Source organism: Paenibacillus donghaensis (assembly GCF_002192415.1).
Taxonomy (GTDB): Bacteria; Bacillota; Bacilli; order Paenibacillales; family Paenibacillaceae; genus Paenibacillus_AQ; species Paenibacillus_AQ donghaensis.
The window spans coordinates 4,579,756-4,597,215 of record NZ_CP021780.1 but is presented as its reverse complement, the minus strand read 5'-3'; the positions used below and the strand labels follow the sequence as shown (position 1 = coordinate 4,597,215).

Annotated in this window: 16 protein-coding genes and 1 pseudogene; 10 read left to right on the top strand and 7 right to left on the bottom strand. The window is 48.6% G+C overall.

The genetic code is table 11. The features are described 5' to 3' along the window. The first annotated feature begins 260 nt into the window (after nucleotides 1-260). The 3 genes and pseudogenes from B9T62_RS21115 to B9T62_RS21105 form a co-directional block, all read left to right on the top strand. On the top strand, nucleotides 261-1,454 hold the full coding sequence (locus tag B9T62_RS21115; RefSeq protein WP_087917100.1) for a sensor histidine kinase: 1,194 nt from the start codon (nucleotides 261-263) through the stop codon (nucleotides 1,452-1,454). Next, nucleotides 1,451-2,104 carry a response regulator gene (locus tag B9T62_RS21110; protein WP_087917099.1) on the top strand — a complete coding sequence of 218 codons (654 nt, stop codon included), beginning with the start codon at nucleotides 1,451-1,453 and terminating at the stop codon, nucleotides 2,102-2,104. The genes B9T62_RS21115 and B9T62_RS21110 overlap by 4 nt, the downstream gene beginning before the upstream one ends. 398 nt (nucleotides 2,105-2,502) lie before the next feature. Beyond that, nucleotides 2,503-2,796 (top strand): annotated as a pseudogene (locus B9T62_RS21105) (family 1 glycosylhydrolase); the annotation flags it as partial. Nucleotides 2,797-2,919: 123 nt separating this feature from the next. Here the strand turns inward: B9T62_RS21105 and B9T62_RS21100 are convergent. The 6 genes from B9T62_RS21100 to B9T62_RS21075 form a co-directional block, all read right to left on the bottom strand. Beyond that, entirely contained in the window at nucleotides 2,920-5,304 is a 2,385-nt protein-coding gene (locus tag B9T62_RS21100) for an MMPL family transporter (protein ID WP_087917097.1), read from the bottom strand. Between the two features lie 28 nt (nucleotides 5,305-5,332). Continuing rightward, the gene (locus B9T62_RS21095; RefSeq protein WP_087917096.1) at nucleotides 5,333-5,950 is read right to left on the bottom strand and encodes a TetR/AcrR family transcriptional regulator; all 618 of its coding nucleotides are present in this window, start codon (nucleotides 5,948-5,950) and stop codon (nucleotides 5,333-5,335) included. 374 nt (nucleotides 5,951-6,324) lie between these two features. After that, nucleotides 6,325-6,615 carry a TM2 domain-containing protein gene (locus tag B9T62_RS21090; protein ID WP_211296521.1) on the bottom strand — a complete coding sequence of 97 codons (291 nt, stop codon included), beginning with the start codon at nucleotides 6,613-6,615 and terminating at the stop codon, nucleotides 6,325-6,327. A 16-nt stretch (nucleotides 6,616-6,631) separates the two neighbouring features. Further along, nucleotides 6,632-7,462: a carbohydrate ABC transporter permease gene (locus B9T62_RS21085; RefSeq protein ID WP_087917094.1), complete on the bottom strand. Its 831-nt coding sequence runs from the start codon at nucleotides 7,460-7,462 to the stop codon at nucleotides 6,632-6,634. Next, nucleotides 7,462-8,334, bottom strand: coding sequence for a carbohydrate ABC transporter permease (locus B9T62_RS21080; RefSeq protein WP_087917093.1), 873 nt, complete (start codon nucleotides 8,332-8,334; stop codon nucleotides 7,462-7,464). The genes B9T62_RS21085 and B9T62_RS21080 overlap by 1 nt, the downstream gene beginning before the upstream one ends. A 77-nt stretch (nucleotides 8,335-8,411) precedes the next feature. Beyond that, a complete protein-coding gene (locus tag B9T62_RS21075; protein WP_087917092.1) occupies nucleotides 8,412-9,737 on the bottom strand; it encodes an ABC transporter substrate-binding protein in 1,326 nt (441 codons plus the stop codon). Between the two features lie 215 nt (nucleotides 9,738-9,952). On the opposite strand from B9T62_RS21075, the gene B9T62_RS21070 reads away from it, so the two are divergent. The 6 genes from B9T62_RS21070 to B9T62_RS21045 all read left to right on the top strand — a co-directional run bounded on the left by B9T62_RS21070 (nucleotide 9,953) and on the right by B9T62_RS21045 (nucleotide 15,415). Continuing rightward, nucleotides 9,953-11,725 (top strand): cache domain-containing sensor histidine kinase, encoded by a 1,773-nt coding sequence (locus tag B9T62_RS21070; RefSeq protein ID WP_087920355.1) that lies wholly within the window; start codon nucleotides 9,953-9,955, stop codon nucleotides 11,723-11,725. A gap of 61 nt (nucleotides 11,726-11,786) precedes the next feature. Further along, nucleotides 11,787-13,301, top strand: a complete 1,515-nt coding sequence (locus B9T62_RS21065; protein ID WP_087917091.1) for a response regulator — start codon at nucleotides 11,787-11,789, stop codon at nucleotides 13,299-13,301. A 53-nt stretch (nucleotides 13,302-13,354) separates the two neighbouring features. Next, complete coding sequence (locus tag B9T62_RS21060) at nucleotides 13,355-13,987, top strand: TetR/AcrR family transcriptional regulator (protein ID WP_245863951.1); 633 nt, start codon at nucleotides 13,355-13,357, stop codon at nucleotides 13,985-13,987. A gap of 165 nt (nucleotides 13,988-14,152) precedes the next feature. Then, entirely contained in the window at nucleotides 14,153-14,488 is a 336-nt protein-coding gene (locus B9T62_RS21055) for a DMT family transporter (protein WP_087920354.1), read from the top strand. Nucleotides 14,489-14,501: 13 nt separating this feature from the next. Next, complete coding sequence (locus B9T62_RS21050; protein ID WP_087917089.1) at nucleotides 14,502-14,813, top strand: DMT family transporter; 312 nt, start codon at nucleotides 14,502-14,504, stop codon at nucleotides 14,811-14,813. 170 nt (nucleotides 14,814-14,983) lie between these two features. After that, entirely contained in the window at nucleotides 14,984-15,415 is a 432-nt protein-coding gene (locus B9T62_RS21045) for a hypothetical protein (RefSeq protein ID WP_087917088.1), read from the top strand. A 757-nt stretch (nucleotides 15,416-16,172) separates the two neighbouring features. On the opposite strand, the gene fabZ is transcribed toward B9T62_RS21045, so the two are convergent. Further along, the gene (gene fabZ, locus B9T62_RS21040) at nucleotides 16,173-16,595 is read right to left on the bottom strand and encodes a 3-hydroxyacyl-ACP dehydratase FabZ (protein ID WP_087917087.1); all 423 of its coding nucleotides are present in this window, start codon (nucleotides 16,593-16,595) and stop codon (nucleotides 16,173-16,175) included. A 161-nt stretch (nucleotides 16,596-16,756) separates the two neighbouring features. Here fabZ and B9T62_RS21035 point away from each other — a divergent pair, with 161 nt between their 5' ends. Next, nucleotides 16,757-17,308: a histidine phosphatase family protein gene (locus tag B9T62_RS21035; protein ID WP_245863948.1), complete on the top strand. Its 552-nt coding sequence runs from the start codon at nucleotides 16,757-16,759 to the stop codon at nucleotides 17,306-17,308. Nucleotides 17,309-17,460 lie beyond the last annotated feature (152 nt).

Sequence of the window (17,460 nt, the reverse complement as noted above, 5' to 3'; positions counted from 1 at the left end):
GGTTAAGATATTAGCAGGGTAGGTAATTCCTTAAATTAAAGTTCTAATCATATTAAAGAGTTAATATCAGAAATAGCCCATATCACGCAAAGCTTAAATGCATCAAGCTATTCGCTTATGGGAGCGACCAAAAACTCATCTTCTAACCTTAATAGTATTCATACAACTTCATCCGTTCTTTCTGATGAGGCAGGGAAAATAGTAGACGAAATTGAAATTATTTCGGCTAGAGCATTTAATACAGATAAGGGGGAGGACAATTGAATGAAAAAAACGGAATACAGAATATTAGTGAATTATTCGCTTCCAGGCTGCCGACTTTAATTTGGGTGTCAATTGTATATGCAGGAACGATAATCCTGCAATTTTTAAAGGAGCCCTTAATTTTAGAGGGTGCTGCATTTACCTGTTTATTTACAATTCATGTATTATTACACTGGAATTCCTACAGAATCTCACACAAAAAATTCTGGCTTTATTTCTCAGTTCAAGCCGCTTTAATCTATTTGTGTGCGATTTTAATGCGCGAAGGCTATCAGGCGGTTTTAATTGGACTGCTGCCTATACTGATAGCTCAAAGTCTTAGTTTTTCATTTCGGATTAAGAGAGCAGTGTTCGTTTCACTTATCAGTATTATGGTTTTTTTTGATTCTGCTTTGACTGTTGGAGATACCGATGAACTTATCTTATTTCTTCCTATATTTATTCTGATGCTGATTATTGTGCTGGCTTATGCAATATTGTTCTTCAAGCAGGTTCAGGAGCGGCTCAGAATCCAAAGCTATCTGGAGGATTTGAGAGAAGCCCATGATAAGGTGGAAGAATTAACCCTTGCGAATGAACGTCAGCGTATGGCCCGGGATTTGCATGATACACTGGCACAAGGGGTTGCCGGACTCATTATGCGGCTCGAAGCCGCAGATGCCCATATGTCACAGAATCATGCGGAGCGGGCGCAGGAAATTATCAAGCAGTCGATGCAGCAGGCACGCCAGACATTGGCCGAAGCCCGAAGAGCGATTGACAATTTACGAATGAAATCAGCACCTGAGATGGATTTCAAGGAGGCAATTGGCGATGAAATTCAACATTTTAATGACGCCACAGGGATCCTTGTATCCACGGAATATCATTTGAACAAGCGGTTGTCCAGATTGCTGATGGAACACAGCTTGCATATCATTAAAGAATGTCTGACCAATATTGCCCGCCATGCAAAGGCTGATAAAGTATGGGTTGTGGTTTCTACGCAAAACGACAGGCTTATTATTGAGATTCGGGACAATGGCATTGGATTTAAAACGGATGATATTGGAAAAGATGTCGGACACTATGGATTGCTGGGAATTAAAGAGCGGGTAAGACTAATTGGAGGAGAAATTTACGTGAACAGTAACTCAGAAGGAACCCTTATTAAGCTGGAGACGCCTTTCATTGAAGGAGAACTTAGATGAATTTATATAAAATTCTGATTGTTGACGATCACTTTGTTGTCCGGGAAGGATTAAAGCTGATTCTGGAGACAAGTGAGCAGTTTCAAGTTGTTGGTGAAGCCGAGAACGGCTTACAGGCTCTGCAATTGATTAAGGAGCTGCATCCAGACGTGATTCTGATGGACTTGAATATGCCGGTCATGGGCGGTCTGGAAACGATGAAGGAGTTAAGGAACCAAGGATGCCCGATTCCAGTGATAATACTCACGACCTACAACGAGGATGAATTAATGATCAGCGGCCTGGCTATGGGGGCGAAAGGATATTTATTAAAAGATACCAGCCGTGAAAATCTATTCAGAAACATTGAGTCGGCAGTACATGGGGAGACCTTGCTTTCAGCAGATATAATGGAACGAGTGATTGCTGTCAAGGCGCAGCCGCAAGATCCAATCATTCCTCAACATGAAGCCACTCGCTTGACCGACAAAGAAATACTCATTCTGCAATCTGTCGCCCGAGGGTTGAAAAGCAAAGTAATTGCTATGGATAGGGGGATCTCCGAGCGTACCGTAAAAGCGCATTTAACGACCATTTACAATAAACTGGGAGTGGATTCACGCTCGCAAGCCGTTGCCGTTGCGCTGGAGCGGGGAATTTTGAAAATGTAGCAACGGACTCAGGGGCCCCTATTCCAGAAAGCGGTTCATCTTGAAAACAAACTGCAGTGCTGTCTCCAATAATACGCACGCTGAAATTCGTAGGGACGCATATAATAAACCCTGCCAATCCTTACGCTTTTCGGCGTACGGTATTGGTCGATAACGAATTGATTTACAGGCTTGGAGAAACACGAAGTTTGCCCATGGGCGAGGTGGTTAATCAAAGTGAATGAGAACACGTTGTTATCCCAGGGGTGGTGGTCTTTCTCACAAAGCTATTCATAGAAACGGAAAAATTATGTAAATGTCCCTAATTACAAGATGCAATATTGGAGAAACTTAAATGAAGGAAGGATTGGGTATGAAGTGGATCCGCTTTCAACGAAGCTTTTTTTTACGAATAAGAAATCACGGAAAACGGAGCCTGTTATGATGGCGAGCCATCCCAAGGAAAAGTTCAAGATGGAAAGCGTATAGAATATCTAAGTAAGCATTTGACGCAGTTAAGCCGGGCAATGGAGTCCGGTGTCCAAGTGAAGGGATATTTTGCTTGGTCTCTGCTGGATAATTTTGAGTGGGCTGACGGATACAGCAGGCGTTTCGGATTAATTCATGTGGACTTTAATTCGTTGATACGAACGCCTAAAGACAGCTTTATCTGGTATAAAAAAGTAATAGCCAATGGATGGATGGAGATTTGATACCTTAAAGTCAGCAGTTATGAATTGACAAGCTGTAATATAAAAGAGCAAAGCCTGCAGACATTGTCCGCAGGCTTTGCTCTTGAATAATTCGGGCGGACGGCGATGATGCCGTCCGTTTTGTTATTTCTTGTGTCCGCTCTCGGCATGCAGCTTGGCGATCAGCTTATCGCCTTCGACATCGAGATTCGGAAGCATGCGGTCCAGCCATTTCGGAAGCCACCAGGCCTTGTCACCGAAGACCGCCATTATAGCCGGAACGAGCGTCATACGGATGATGAAGGCATCGATCAGGATACCGAAGGCCAGAGCGAAGCCGATCTGCTTGATCATCGCGTCAGGTGCGAAGATGAAGCCGGCGAAGACAGAAACCATGATTACGCCTGCGGCAAGCACGACGCGGCTGGCGAGATCGTAGCCGTGAACGACACTTTCGTTGCCATGGCGTCCGTGGACGTAGGCCTCGCGCATGGAACTGACCAGGAAAACCTGATAATCCATCGCCAGCCCGTACAGAATGCCGGTGACCAGAATCGGCATAAAGCTAAGCAGCGGTCCTCCCGTATCAAAACCAAACAGGGAGTGCAGCCATCCCCACTGGTAGACAGCTGTAGTCAGACCGAAGGTCGCGAGAATGCTGAGAATAAAGCCGACGGTTGCTTTGATCGGAACGATGATCGAGCGGAAGACAAGCAGCAGGATGATCAGTGACAGAATTACAATAATGGCAATATACACAGGGAATGCATCGGAAAGCTTGGATGACATATCAATATTGATGGCGGTGAAGCCGGTCACACCGAGCTTGACACTATTTCCGGAGGCGAGGCTGGAAGCGGGATCGCGCAGATCCTGCACCAGATCTCTTGTTGCTGTATCCGTTGGGCCTGTTTTGGGGATCAGGCTGATAATGGCGATATCGCCGGTTGCATTGACGCCCATCGGGGACACCAATGTGACGTTATCATGCATTTGCAGCTCCTGAACCAGCTTGCCGAGCAGCTCCATTGAAATTTTATCAGACGGATTTTCCGGTTCGGCTACCAGCAGCAGCGGTCCGTTGAAGCCTTCACCGAAGCCTTTGGAGGTGATATCATAGCTTTGGCGTGCCGGAGTATCCAGGTTGGCCGAGGCGCCGGACGGAATGCCCAGCTCCATTTTTGTTACAGGAATTGCCGCTGTTCCAAGAACCAGGACAACCAGAATAATAATGGCCCAGCGGTATTTCACTGTAATGTTCGCCCAGCGGTGCGAGAACCCGTGGCGGGCTTTGTTTCCTGAAGCCGTGTTTTTCGTGCGCGCCTTGGCTGTGCAGATCCGTTCGCCGACCAGACCCAGCAATGCAGGCAGCAGGGTTAGCGCCAGCAGAACGTTGATCAGAACGCTGGCAGCGGCAACGAGCGCCATGGTCGACAAGAATCCGATGCCGATAACCAGCATGCCGCACAGGGCGATAATTACGGTTAGACCGGCGAAGAATACGGCGCTGCCGGCGGTACCCAATGCCCGGCTTGCCGCTTCGCCGGCGCTTAATTTCTCATCGAGAATGAGTCGCCGCTGCCGGTTCACGATAAACAGCGAGTAGTCGATACCGACAGCCAGACCGATCATCACGGCGAGAATCGGCGTAATGTCATTCATCTGGATAATGCTTGAGAGGGCAAACGCGCCTCCGACGCTGATTCCGACGCCCAGGAGCGCGGTGATCAGCGGCAGTCCTGCGGCAACGACCGAGCCAAGCGTAATGAACAGTACAACAGCAGCAATAACAATGCCGACGGCTTCCGTCGATCCGATGGCTGGAATGCTCTTGAGCGAAGCACTCGGAATGGCTGTGATGCCGGAGCCTGCCTGCTCGACTTCGGTCACGGTATCGATGATGTTATCCGCTACGGAAGAAGGCAGCGACGTCTGCTGGACGGTGAACTGGAACTGGAACAAGGCGATGCTGCCATCGGCGGACAGCATGACGCCGGGAACCGGAACGCCGTCAGCTATCAGCGGGCCGTAAGGGGCAGCTTGACCTGCGGCAGCAGACTGACCTGCAGCGGCCGATGGATCCGCCGTGGCAGACTGACTTGCAGCGGCCGATGGATCCGCCGTGGCAGCTTGGCCTGCCGCGGCAGACGGAGCCGCAGCCGCTGCTTGACCCGCAGCCGCTGCGGCTTGGGCAGCCAGCTCCAGAGGGTTGATGATGTAGTCCATGTTGTAGACATCATTAATGGCCTTCAGGAGCAGCGCTGCACGTTCCGGTGTGTCCAGACGTTCTCCGTCCGGTGCGGTGAAGGCAATGCTCGCCTGGCCTCCGGCAGCAGCAGGAAGCTCCTGTGTCAGCTTATCCAGCACTTTTTGTGATTCGGTGCCTTCAATTTTCATTTCGGAGCTGGACTGGATGCCATTGACACCCAGCAAAGTGCCTACAACACCGAGTACGATGATCCAGGCTGCGATGAAATACCAGGGCTTGGAATAAGCTGACTTGCCTAATCGGTATAGAAATGTTGACATGTAGTGGTTTCTCCTTTTTATCTCTGGGTTAGAAGCCGTTGCGTAAATAAGCAAACATGGAATTCAAATATTGATCAAACGAAAGCGCACCGGAGTGTTCATCCTGTGCTTCGCCCGGCAGCATAACGTTCAGCCGTCCATCCAGAATGGGCACGAATGCTCCATAGACGGCACCGGCAAGAAGATGGGTATATCCGTCGGCATAACGTCCATGGGAGAATTGTTCGAGCAACTCCTGAGCGGCGATCTGCAAGCGGCGGAATACGCTGAGGATATAAGGCTCCAGCGACGGGTACTGATTTGCGAGCGATACGGACTGCCGCAATTTGTGCAGAAACTCAGAAGTGAATTGCAGCTTGAGCAAACTGTACAAGGCATCCAGCGGTGTAGCATCCGCAGGCAAACCAGCGAGCAGCATGTTCTCATCTTCTTTCGTAGCGCTGCCAATAAAATACTCCGCTACCGCTTCCTCTTTGCATGAGAAGTAATTGGCAAAGGTCCGCCGGGAATAACCGGCCTTCTGGACAATATCATCGACGATGAAGCCCTCCATACCTTTCTCAAGCGCAAGCTCAAAGGCAGCTTCGGTTAATGCATAGGCAGTGGCCTCTTTTTTTTTATCGCGCAGCGTCAGCTTGGGGTTCAAGTTCCATGCACCCTCCTTTTCTTGGTCCAGTGAACACTCTGAACTCTATTTACCTGAGTTATTATTGCACAAAGAGCAATAATGCGCAATGAGCAATTAGTTGCGAAATTGTGAACTGCTTTACCTAAATGTGTTCGCTATTTTGCTACAATAGTTAGGTGAAGTACCTGAAATGAAGATTTGCATATCTTTTTTAGGTTTGCCGAAAACCCTTGATTCTACAAAGTTTTGTACAGATTGCAGGTTCCCTTATATTCCGGGGGTGAAGTCTGAATAACTTCTAGGACTCAAAATCCTGCGCTATCGAAACTGATGATAAATAAACCATTAAATGCATTCATAAAGATGCTTAAATCTTGATTTTGATCAAGCGTTCAAGAGCAAGATCGAGATAAATGATAAGATGAGTTGGCGTTAGGATTCAGTCCATACAACGTACCAAAAAAGCAGACACATTGTATTGTGACTGCTTTTTTGGTTAAACAAAAATAAGGATCAGGCTTAAACAACAGAGCTATAAAATCTAACACAACACCTACAAATAAAAATCCAGCTGTAAAGAAGTAAAGAATACCCATAAGTGTTTTACCTTCGTAAAATTTATGTCCATCTAGGAAACCATCAAATACACAGAGCAGCAAGGCAATCCACTTACTTTTGCGTATTCCAATGTAGCCTCCCTTAGCCTTTGACAGCGCCCGCCGTAAGTCCGCTCACAATATACTTCTGGCAGAAGAGATACAGGATGAACACCGGCAGAGAGGTCAGCACCAGATCTGCGAAGATGAGATTCCAGTCACGACTGTATTTGCCGTAGAAATTGTACACGGAGAGCGGCATGGTCCAGTCGGAGCTGTCGGTCAGGAAATAGAGCGGGATGGTGATGTCGTTCCAGACAGACATGAAGACCATGATTGCAACGGTGGCATTGACCGGAATAATCAGCGGAGTCACGATTTTGAAGAAGACATCGAACGTATTGGCGCCTTCCAGAAAAGCCACCTCATCCAGCGCTTTGGGGATGGAGCGGATGAACCCGCTGTAGAGAAATACGCTGAAGGCGGCATTCAGTGAAGCATAGATAAAGATAACGCTGGTGATGCTGCCGTAGAACCCCATCCACTGTACGACACGGATGGTTGTAATAGTAGACATGGGAGCAATCAGGCCCATGAAAAAGAACATATACAGGAAATTCGCTAATTTAGTCTCTCTGCGGACCAGGATGAAAGCCGCTGCCGAAGAGGTGAGGATGTTCAATATAGACGAAATCCCGGTAATCAGCATTCCGTTCAGAAAAGCCCGCCCCAGACCGCCTTCCCGGAACACCTCTGCATAGTTGGAGAACATCCATTTGTCCGGGAGCCGTAGAGAGAATTTGAGCACCTCGGTGCTGGTCATAAAACTTCCGAAGATCATGATGAGCAGCGGCAGAATGATCAGCAGTGAGGACAGAATCAGCAATCCTTCGACCAGGTAGTTGCGCCAAGCCAGTTTACGTGAATAACCCATTATTCCGATACCTCCTTACGGCGCATAAAGATCAGCAGTGGAATGGCGATGATGGTAACTGCGGCGAACAGAAGCGTATTAACCGCCGTCCCTAGCCCCCAGCTGCCTTCCCCGAAGGAGCGCAGGATGATGGTACCCACTACCTGTGAAGCATTGCCCGGGCCCCCGCCGGTGAGCACAAACACTTCGGAGAACACTTTAAGCCCGCCGATCAGGGTGAGCATCAGATTGATATTGATCGCAGGGAGCAGGAGTGGCAGGGTAATGCTGACGAAACTTCTCCACGAACCGGCCCCGTCGATGGTGGCGGCTTCATAATAGTCCTTGGAGATTGACTGGAGTCCGGCCAGGTAGATGGCCATCTGGAATCCGGTATGCTGCCAGATGGAGACAGCGGCAACCGTCCAGATAACGATCGAAGGATTGGTCAGCCAAGCTTGGCTTAAGGAATGCAGGCCCACAGCGTCGAATATGCGGTTAATCGTTCCTTCGGAGCGCAGCATAGGTGTAAACACAATGCTAATAACCAAAACGCTTAAGATCGAAGGGGAATAGAAAATGGCCCGCAGAAAATTTTTGGATTTTAGCTTCATGTTTAAACCGACGGCAAGTGCGATGCCGAGCAGGTTCTTGCCTAGTACGGTAACTACTGCGAAGATACAGGTGTTCTTCATGGCAAGCAGCAGCGTTTTGTCGGTAAAAATACGCTCAAAGTTGTCCCAGCCGATAAATTTGATCGTCTCGCGGTCCAGCCGCCAGTCGGTAAAGGAATAAAACAAGCCAATAAGGGCAGGAAGTACGAAAAAAATAGAATAGATCAACAGCGCGGGCCAGATCAGATAATACGAGTATAGTTTTTTTGATATTTTCATCTCTTCACACTCCATTATAGCTTGGGGCAGAAGTAGAGCCCGGAACCGGACTCTATTTCTGCCTCTGGTATCGTGAATTAGAATCCTTCGACTCCCTTGTCTTTCATCAGCTGGCTGAATTTCTCATCCCATGCTTGGAGAACGCCCTCAGGGTCCAGTCCGCCGGCGAATTGATCTTGAAGCAGACGGTACAGCTCTGCGCGGTCTACAATCATGTAAGCGTCGGTGGTCAGCGCGGTTTTCTTGGGTGTGATGTATTGATCGACAATTTCCTGTTTGTATTCCGGAAGCTCCGGTGTGGTTACATCACTGAAGTTGGATACGTAACTCTGGGTGTCTACGATCTTCTGGGCTACTTCTTTGGTAGCGATGTAATCCAGGAATTTCTTGGCTTCCTCCATATGTTTGGCTTTCTTCGGAATGAACAATTGTCCGCCCAGCGGGCTGGCGCCGAGACTTGGGTCGTCGGAAGAAGGAATAGCGAACAGACCCAGGTGCATATTCGGATCTTTTTCGGTTACATTCTCAATCAGCCAGTCTCCCATGAACATCATAGCCACTTCTTTGTCCAGAAATTTACCAACCGCCATATCATAGCTGTCGCTCAGAATATCAGCGTTGGTATAACCTTTCTTGTAGACGTCATATTGCTGCTCCAGGAAGGTCGCGAACTCCGGAACATCGGCCCATTTCTTCTTGTTGGCATTGATGTCATCAAAAAGAGCCGGTTCATTCTTCGCAGCCCAGTCGGCAAAAGCGGCAGCCGGCCAAATGTTCGCGGCCCAGTTATCCTTGAACGGCATGAAGACCGGTATAACTCCGCTTGCTTTGATCTTCTCGCATACCGCCAGGAATTCTTCGAAATTGTTTGGTATGGCGATCCCCAGCTCTTTAAACATATCCTTGTTGTAGACAACGCCCTGCATGCCTGTATCTTGGCTGACATGAAAGCTGTAGACATGCCCGTAAGCGGAGAGTACTTCTTTATTCAGCAATCTGCTCACCCAAGGCTCGTTGTCGAGAATTTCAAAGTTGCGCTCCAGGTTCAAATCTGTTGTGGCACTGGCGAGGTTGTATTGAACAATGTCCGGTGTCTCGTCAACGGCAAGTTTGGTCTGCAGAACAGTTGCCGTCTGCTCCGCCGGAAGCAGCTGAAGATTCACTTTGATCCCGGTCTCCTGTTCGAACTCATTCAGCAGTTCCTTGGCGACAAACGCCGAATCCTGCGAGCTCTTGGAGATGGCCAGCTCGATGGTAACCTTGCTGCCTTTACTGCCGCTGTTTCCGTTCCCGGTTGAAGAGGTATTCTTAGAGCCGGAGTCGCCGGAGCCGCATGCTGCCAGCGATACTGTCATTACACCGGCCAGTAGGCCTGTTGCCATTTTTTTCATTGTGTCATTCATAGGATCGCCCCCGAATTATATTTGATCTGCCTATTGAATCCGCTTACATTTTGATTATAGATGGATGTCTGTTTAAGGTACATGGCTGTGCTTGACACTTGTTGTGTAATATTCTGAACCGTATTATTCTGAACTGTATACTACTTGTTCATTCACTGGTTTGGTTGTAAAGTAGGAGCATCATACAGAATGAAGGAGGATTCAGCTTGGCGATTATCAACAGAAAATTCCGCAGCGGCCCGTATCAGGCCAGTCTGCAAACCAAGTTCTTTCTGACCTTCGTGTTCCTCCTGCTGATTGTGCTGGGCTGCTTCCTGATCTATGTCAACTTTCTGGTCATCCAGCCGCTGAAGGGGAAGACGGAGAATGAAATGCAGAGGGCAGCCGCCAAAGTCAGCGATCAGCTGAACATCTATATCAATAATCAGAATCAGCTGTCCCAGCGGATTCTTTCGAACAAAGACGTATTCACGCTGCTGTCCGGCGGCGATTACTCCAGGCTGACGATTGAAGGGCTGACGCGAAGCCGCAAGCTCAAGGATATCATGTTCCAGGCCATTGGGCCGAGCCTGAACATTGAGGATATGATTATTTATGATCTTAAAGGTGCGGAGATCGCTTCTTATATCGGCTACGCCGGAAACCCTACTTCCCTGGTGCCGTTCCTTGCGGAAAGTGGAAAGCTCGCGACTTGGAATGCAAGCGGTTACGCCTTGTATCGCCAGGCGGGTGGAATATCCTTTGTGCGGGCGATTATGAATCAGAACGGGCAGGTATTCGGCTATCTGGCGATCCAGCTGAATCAGGAATATCTGAGAAGATCTGCGGCCGGCATCGCCGACAGTGAGGTCTATATTCTGGACCAGGAGAAGCAATTAATCACAAGTTCGCCCGCGCTGCAAGAAGGACAGCAGGTTCCCGAATTTGCGGCGGCAAGAGCGGCCGGAGGGATCTATCTCGACAGCCGCCGCAATTATGTTGCCTATGATCAATCGGTTGAGACAGGCTGGACCACCTATATTATTACCCCGAAGAGTTTTGTGCTGGGACCGGTAAATTCGGTTAAAAATATCTCCATTCTGCTCATCACATCGCTGATCTTGTTCTCTTTCGTCTATATCTATTTCTCTGCCAGGAAGCTGCTGCTGCCCATCCGCAAGCTGCGCGGCCAGATTCTGCGGATCAATTACAGCAATATGAAGGTGAAGGTGGACACACGCTCCCATAACAATGAGCTGATTCAACTGAATGAAGCTTTTCAAGAGCTGCTGGAACGGCTGCAGGAGTCCATTGACCGGGAAAAGCTTGCGCTACATGAAGAGGTCAAAGCCCGGAATTCGGCGCTTCAGGCGCAGATTGCGCCCCACTTTATCCACAACGTCCTGTATCTGATCAGCATCGCTGCACAGGAGGGCAAAAACGCCGTCGTATCGGAGATGTGCAAGCATCTGTCAGACAGCCTGCGCTACATTGTTTCCTCTCCTTATCAGCATGTGAGCTTGACGGAGGAATTGAAGCATACCCAGCATTATCTGGCGCTCGTTCAGCAGAATTTCGAGGATGATCTGGAATGGGAGATTGACGAGGATAGGGCATTTGACCTGATCCATCTGCCTCGCCTTGTCATTCAGCCGTTCGTCGAGAACTGTATTGAACACGCCTTCAAAAGCACCGATCCGCCATGGAAGATCCAGGTGAAGGTGAAGGTGTACAACGGACTGTGGGCCATTGAGATCAGAGATAACGGGGATGGCTTTGAGCCGGGTAAGATTCTGGAGATTCTGGACAATATCCACGGCTCCGACTCAGGGATATACGAGCTTCAGCACAATACGTCCGGGATCGATAATATGGGCATTGTGAATACAGTGAACCGCATGAAGCTGATGTACAAGAACCGTTTGTTTTTTAACATTTACGATCATCCGGAGGAGGGTAAAGGGGCCACGGTCCAGCTGATCGCATCACTTACCAAAGATTTCTACTAGGAGGTAGCTTCAAACCCAATAAACAGGTAGGGAGATACTCTCTAAACGGGGAGGCACAGCTATGTATACCGCAATCATTGCCGAAGACAGCAAGCCGATTCTGCGCAATATTTGGACGCTGATGCAGTCCATGGAGCTGCCAGTCCGCATAACTGCCATGGTGTCGAACGGGGTCGAGGCGCTGGAATATATAAAGTCGCATCCTGTCGATATTCTGTTGACAGATATCCGTATGCCGAAGCTGGACGGGCTTGCGCTGATTGAACAGAGCAAGCTTGTGAATCCGCAGCTGAAGGCGGTGCTGATCAGCGGATACAGCGATTTCGAATATACACGTAAAGCGCTGAACCTGCAGGTGTTTGACTATTTATTGAAGCCTGTGGAGCGCCACCAGCTTGTTGACGTTATGGAACGGCTGGTCAAGCATATGCAGGAGCAGCAGGGGAGTGATAAAGATTTCTTGGAGGGCATTGTGGAACCGCAATTCCTCTCGTCCCTGGAACTTGGAGCGGACTTTCATGCCGCGGATAAAGTGATGCTGATTCTGCGCAGACAGCCGTTCACACCTGCACCCGGACCGGACCGCTGGACGCAGAAGATGCTGTTGGCTTGTCTTGACGAAGCCTGTGCACCGCATGGACGCTGGATCTTTCCTGCCTTGCTGCCGGAACAATATCTTGTCTTGGTGAACGCTTCGGTGCTGGATGTTTACCCGTCCGTTTACGGCTGTATGGAGGCGGTAAGCGGGGCGATGCTGGCTCAAGGCATCCGTGTCTCCATTGCGGCAGAGGCACAGCCTGTCAGGAGCCGGGTTCTGGCTGCATGCTATGAGAAGCTGGACAAGCTGATGAATGAACAGTTGTCCGTATCAGGCCAGCTTATGGACACCAAGTATCCCCTGCCCCAGGGCGTGCTGTCCAGCAGGGAAATGGAGAAACTGGCAGGACTTTTCGCAGATATGATCGGACAGCGGCAAAAAGAACGTTTTACGCTGCTGCTCCAGCAGCAAGTGCTGAATTTTCAGAATTCTAATATCCGGATGGCCGAGCTGGAAAGGTTCATCTGGTCCTTGGCGGAAGCTTTTGGCAGCCTAGGCTCCGATCAGCATTCACGGGATCGGCCAAGACTGGCCGGTGAAGTGCAGCAACTTCTGGCGGCAGAGAGCTATGAGGCTTTCGGGGAAGCACTGCTCTCGTGGACTGGCCAGAGCTTTGAAATGCTGCACCAGAACAAGAAAAGCAGCCAAGAGCTGTTCCAGCAGCTGGAACAATATTTGCGTCAGCAGCTCTATTCCCAGCTGTCCATTTCCGAGGTGGCGCTGGAATTTCATGTGAGTCCTTCTTACATCAGCAGAATGTTCAAGAAGTATTCGCAGAGTACCTTCGTGCATTACTATACGCAGCTTAAAATAGACGAGGCCCGCCGGTTGATTGCCGCCAAACCGGAGATGAAGGCGAGGGAAATCGCGGAGGTTCTGTCTTTCGGAGATCAGCACTATTTCTCCAAAGTATTCAAGGAATACACAGGATGCAGTCCAACTGAGTATAAGCAACAGACCAGAACGGAGGAGGAATAAGCAGAATCTTGTCCTCCGGTTAGCAAGTAAGAGCTCTTTAGCAAGCTGGTACAATGAACTGCCAAATGATAGTATTAGAAGGGCCACCGGTTGCCCCGGCGGCAGACTCTAATAATAAAGTAGGTAATCTCATGGCTGAGACTAATATTCGCGATGCCGCATTAATACATTTTGCCCGTAACGGCTATGAAGGGGCTTCACTGGCGGATATTGCCGAGGATGTAGGCATTAAGAAACCTTCCATTTATGCGCATTACAAGGGCAAAGATGATTTATTCATGTCTGTTGTCGAGTATGCCTGTATCTCCATACGCCAACGGATTATTGGCTATTTTATTCTTAATCAAGAACTGCCTCTGCGGATTAAGCTCGAAGGATTCTTTGACTGGTTGCAGACAGAATATGAGACCGATGAAACCATGAAATTTTTACTTCGTGTATTGTTTTTTCCTCCCGCCCGGCTACATCAGCAGGTGATGGGAATCTCCAACCCATTTATCGAGAGAATGGAGCGTGTTCTCATTTACATGCTCAGAAATCAGGTCAAAGACCCTAAAAACGTAGGGATCGCTTATTTAACAATTGTAGACGGCTGTTTGGTGGAACTGATCTATGCAGGAGCCGATAAATACCAGAGACGTCTGCAATCGATCCTCCCGATATTCTGGAGAGGGATTCAGGAGTAGTGTTACTTTCTTATCATATGGTTGAACTAAGGCCCCTTCGCTCTAGCGAAGGGGTTCTAATTGTTGGCTGGACAGGATTCACAAGAATATTGACTTAAACCGCAAATTGAAGTATATTTTAGCTAACGACCGTTAGTTAGGTAAAGGAAGTGAGATGTTGAGATGATAAACCGTAATTGGTTGTATGTGTTTTCTTCGGGAATTTTAGAAATTTTCTGGGTGTCAGGCTTGAAGCATTCAGAGACTATAGCCGGATGGATATTTACAGTAGCAGCTTTGGCCTGCAGTTTTTATCTGGTTGTGCTGGCGTCGCGGCAGCTTCCGGTTGGAACGGTATATGCAGTTTTTGCCGGTATTGGAACAGGTGGGACCGTTATGGTAGAGAGCCTCGTCTTCGGTGAACCTTTTAAGCTGCTCAAGATCCTACTCATCGTAGTGTTGCTTGTGGGAGTTGTGGGACTGAAGATGGTTACTGCCAATACAGAGAAAGCGACAACATAAGGAGGAATTCAGTATGGCTTGGCTGGCACTTGTTGGAGCAGGTTGCATGGAGGTGTTCGGTGTCATCAATATTAAGCGATTATCCCAGCAGAAGTGGGATGCGCTAGTTTATATGATGTTTACCTTTGGTCTTAGCTTTTATCTGCTCACGTATGCGATGAAGACGATCCCGATGGGTACGGCGTATGCGATGTGGACCGGAATCGGAACGGTAGGGGCAGCGTTTGTAGGGATGGTTTTGTATGGAGAATCCAAGAGCTGGAAGCGTTTGGTTTTTGTCGTACTGATTCTGGGAGCATCCGTTGGCTTGAAATTTGTATCATAGGCGCGCAAGTTCATTAAACCGCTATTCAATTGGGTTCCCCACAATCCAATCGAAGGCGGTTTTTTGTGACTGATATTGAAAAAGGGTATTCGAGTTCGAGTAATCCATCCATTTTATGCTAAAATTGATAGGTGCAAATTCCCAAAATACGGAGTAGATGGAGGTCTATCATGAAACGGATGCCATTTGTAAGACCAACAGAACACTATGATCCGCAGATTATCACGGTGGATAAGGAACTGTGTTCATTGATACAGCAACGCAAGCAGCTCTCAGACAACAATCCGGGGTTCCCGCCATTGGAGCTTATTTCGGAGTGGGCGTCGGAGTATGATCTCTATGATGATTTCTTGAAAGCGGTCTTTGGAACACTGCTAAGTGAAGAATACTTCAAACCTTACGTCGAGCCGATGGGATTCAGACAACACATTCCTGTTCTACAAGCTATAGAAAAAGAAGGGTTGTTCTTTACCTTAACCTCGATCCGCCAATACAGTAATGTAAGTGTGATCACGCTCAGCATGGACTGGGATATGACTGCGCTGCAGGATCAGAATTCTTATAAACACCGCCATTTTGAACTGTTCATAGGAGAGGCATAGGACTGTAAAACGAGTGATGGTGGAAGCACATCTACATCCGGGCATGCATCGTATAATTATGTGGTGACTCCTCCTTTGCCTGATGATATCTCAGGAATGGAGCTGGAGTTCAGGGAATTCAACAAACCCTTCAAGAGGGAAGAGACGGGACTCAATCTCGTTTTTAGTATCTAAAGATAAACATCATATGAAGGGACAACGATGAAACGATCGCAGGTATTCTGATAACTTTACCCTTTCATTCTTAAGTTCATCTTAGATAACTGTATTTCGTACATTTATTTGGCGTGAAAATGGGCGAGAAACGAATTTAGCTGTATTTTGTACATTTATTTCTAAGCAAAATGGGCCTAAATGGCTAAACGGAGAGATTTAGTTGTACGAAATACAGTTAAACCTCTCCCGTCGGCCAAATCAGCCAATATAGCTGTACGGAATGCAGTTAGGCCCCAGCGAGTAAGCCGCGATGAACCTTGCGCGAATCCCGCGAGGGCAAGTGGCAACCGCACAACTGAAGCGTCTTAACCACAGTAGACACAACCGCAGCGTCATAACCGGCATAATCACAGTAGACACAACTGCAGCGTCGTAACCAGCATAATCACAGTAGACACAACCGAAGTATCATAACCGGCATAACCACAGTAGACACAACCGCAGCGTCATAACCGGCATAATCACAGTAGACACAACCGTAGCGTCGTAAACGGCATAATCGCAGCAGACACACCACAGTAGACACAACCGCGTCTGCTCCTCAAGCAATGGCAAACATAATCTCGGCTGCGCAGACCAGCTCACCGTTTACGGTGGCGGTGCCGTGGCCTTTTACAATTTGGCCTTTGACACGGGTGACCTCGAATTCGAGCCGCAGCTGATCGCCCGGCGTGACCTGGCGTTTGAAGCGGCAGTTGTCGATGCCCGCGAGCAGGCCTATTTTGCTGCCGGCGTCTTCTGAGCGGAACATCGCCACTCCTCCTACCTGGGCCAGTGCTTCAACGAGTAGAATGCCGGGCATCACAGGATACTCGGGGAAATGGCCGGTGAAAAAGGGCTCGTTGATGCTCACATTTTTGCACCCCACCGCACGTTTGCCTGGTTCTAGCTCTATGATCCTATCAATCAGCAGAAAAGGATACCGGTGAGGAATAACCTCCCGGATCTGCCCAACATCTAACATGCTACTCGCTCCTCTCAGACCGCGGTGAAACCCGCATAGCTAAACTATACAATATTTCCCTGCCTATGGGCAGCGATCCAGGAGGTTCATATGAACATTTATCTAGTCAGACACGGCAAGGATGAGGAAGGCTACCGGGGGGGTGGAGTACAAGAGGGCTGGTGAGCGAAGGCATCCAGCAGTCCCATAAACTCGGACGTTATCTCAAAGAGCACAGCGATGAGTACAATATACATAGAATTCTGTCCAGCGACTTGACGCGGGCTGTGCAGACGACGCAGGCCATCGAGGATGAGCTGCAGCTGCCAGTTGAGCACAGTGCAGATTGGCGTGAAACTAACAACGGATTGCTGGCGGGGATGCCTGAGGAGCTAGCGCTTCAGAGGTATCCTGGGTTGTTTTTCTCAACGCTAAAGATGGATGAACGGTTTCCGGGTGGGGAGAGTCCAGTTGAATTCGCTGCGCGTATCCAAGATACCTTAGGCAAGATATGTGCTGCTCAGTTAGCAGGCAACCCCGATGAGAATCTGCTGATCGTTACTCATGGCGGGGTGATCAACGTAATCTATCATCTGCTGCTGGGGATTCCTTGGACAAATACTGGCCATTGGTTCCCGGCGGGAAATACGGGTGTGCATGAGCTCACCTACAGTCAGGATCAATGGAAGATTACTAGAGAGAATGGTCTGGATCATTTAAACTTGGTGGATTAAAAAAAAGCTCATTCACAAATGGCCAACCGCCTATACTCTCTTAACATTCTGCCCTATTGTTCCCGCGTTATCTTATACAGTTAACAATAACTGTTGTTTGATTTTATCGTGAGGTTACGTTTCAAAGGTAGTATTTACCCTATCATGTCGTG

What these genes read in the sequence shown, in the direction of transcription:
- B9T62_RS21110 (WP_087917099.1), top strand. Translation starts at nt 1,451, where the DNA reads ATGAATTTATATAAAATTCTGATTGTTGACGATCACTTTGTTGTCCGG.
- B9T62_RS21100 (WP_087917097.1), bottom strand. Translation starts at nt 5,304, where the DNA reads ATGTCAACATTTCTATACCGATTAGGCAAGTCAGCTTATTCCAAGCCC.
- B9T62_RS21085 (WP_087917094.1), bottom strand. Translation starts at nt 7,462, where the DNA reads ATGGGTTATTCACGTAAACTGGCTTGGCGCAACTACCTGGTCGAAGGA.
- B9T62_RS21080 (WP_087917093.1), bottom strand. Translation starts at nt 8,334, where the DNA reads ATGAAAATATCAAAAAAACTATACTCGTATTATCTGATCTGGCCCGCG.
- B9T62_RS21075 (WP_087917092.1), bottom strand. Translation starts at nt 9,737, where the DNA reads ATGAATGACACAATGAAAAAAATGGCAACAGGCCTACTGGCCGGTGTA.
- B9T62_RS21065 (WP_087917091.1), top strand. Translation starts at nt 11,787, where the DNA reads ATGTATACCGCAATCATTGCCGAAGACAGCAAGCCGATTCTGCGCAAT.
- B9T62_RS21060 (WP_245863951.1), top strand. Translation starts at nt 13,355, where the DNA reads ATGAACTGCCAAATGATAGTATTAGAAGGGCCACCGGTTGCCCCGGCG.
- B9T62_RS21050 (WP_087917089.1), top strand. Translation starts at nt 14,502, where the DNA reads ATGGCTTGGCTGGCACTTGTTGGAGCAGGTTGCATGGAGGTGTTCGGT.
- B9T62_RS21045 (WP_087917088.1), top strand. Translation starts at nt 14,984, where the DNA reads ATGAAACGGATGCCATTTGTAAGACCAACAGAACACTATGATCCGCAG.
- fabZ (WP_087917087.1), bottom strand. Translation starts at nt 16,595, where the DNA reads ATGTTAGATGTTGGGCAGATCCGGGAGGTTATTCCTCACCGGTATCCT.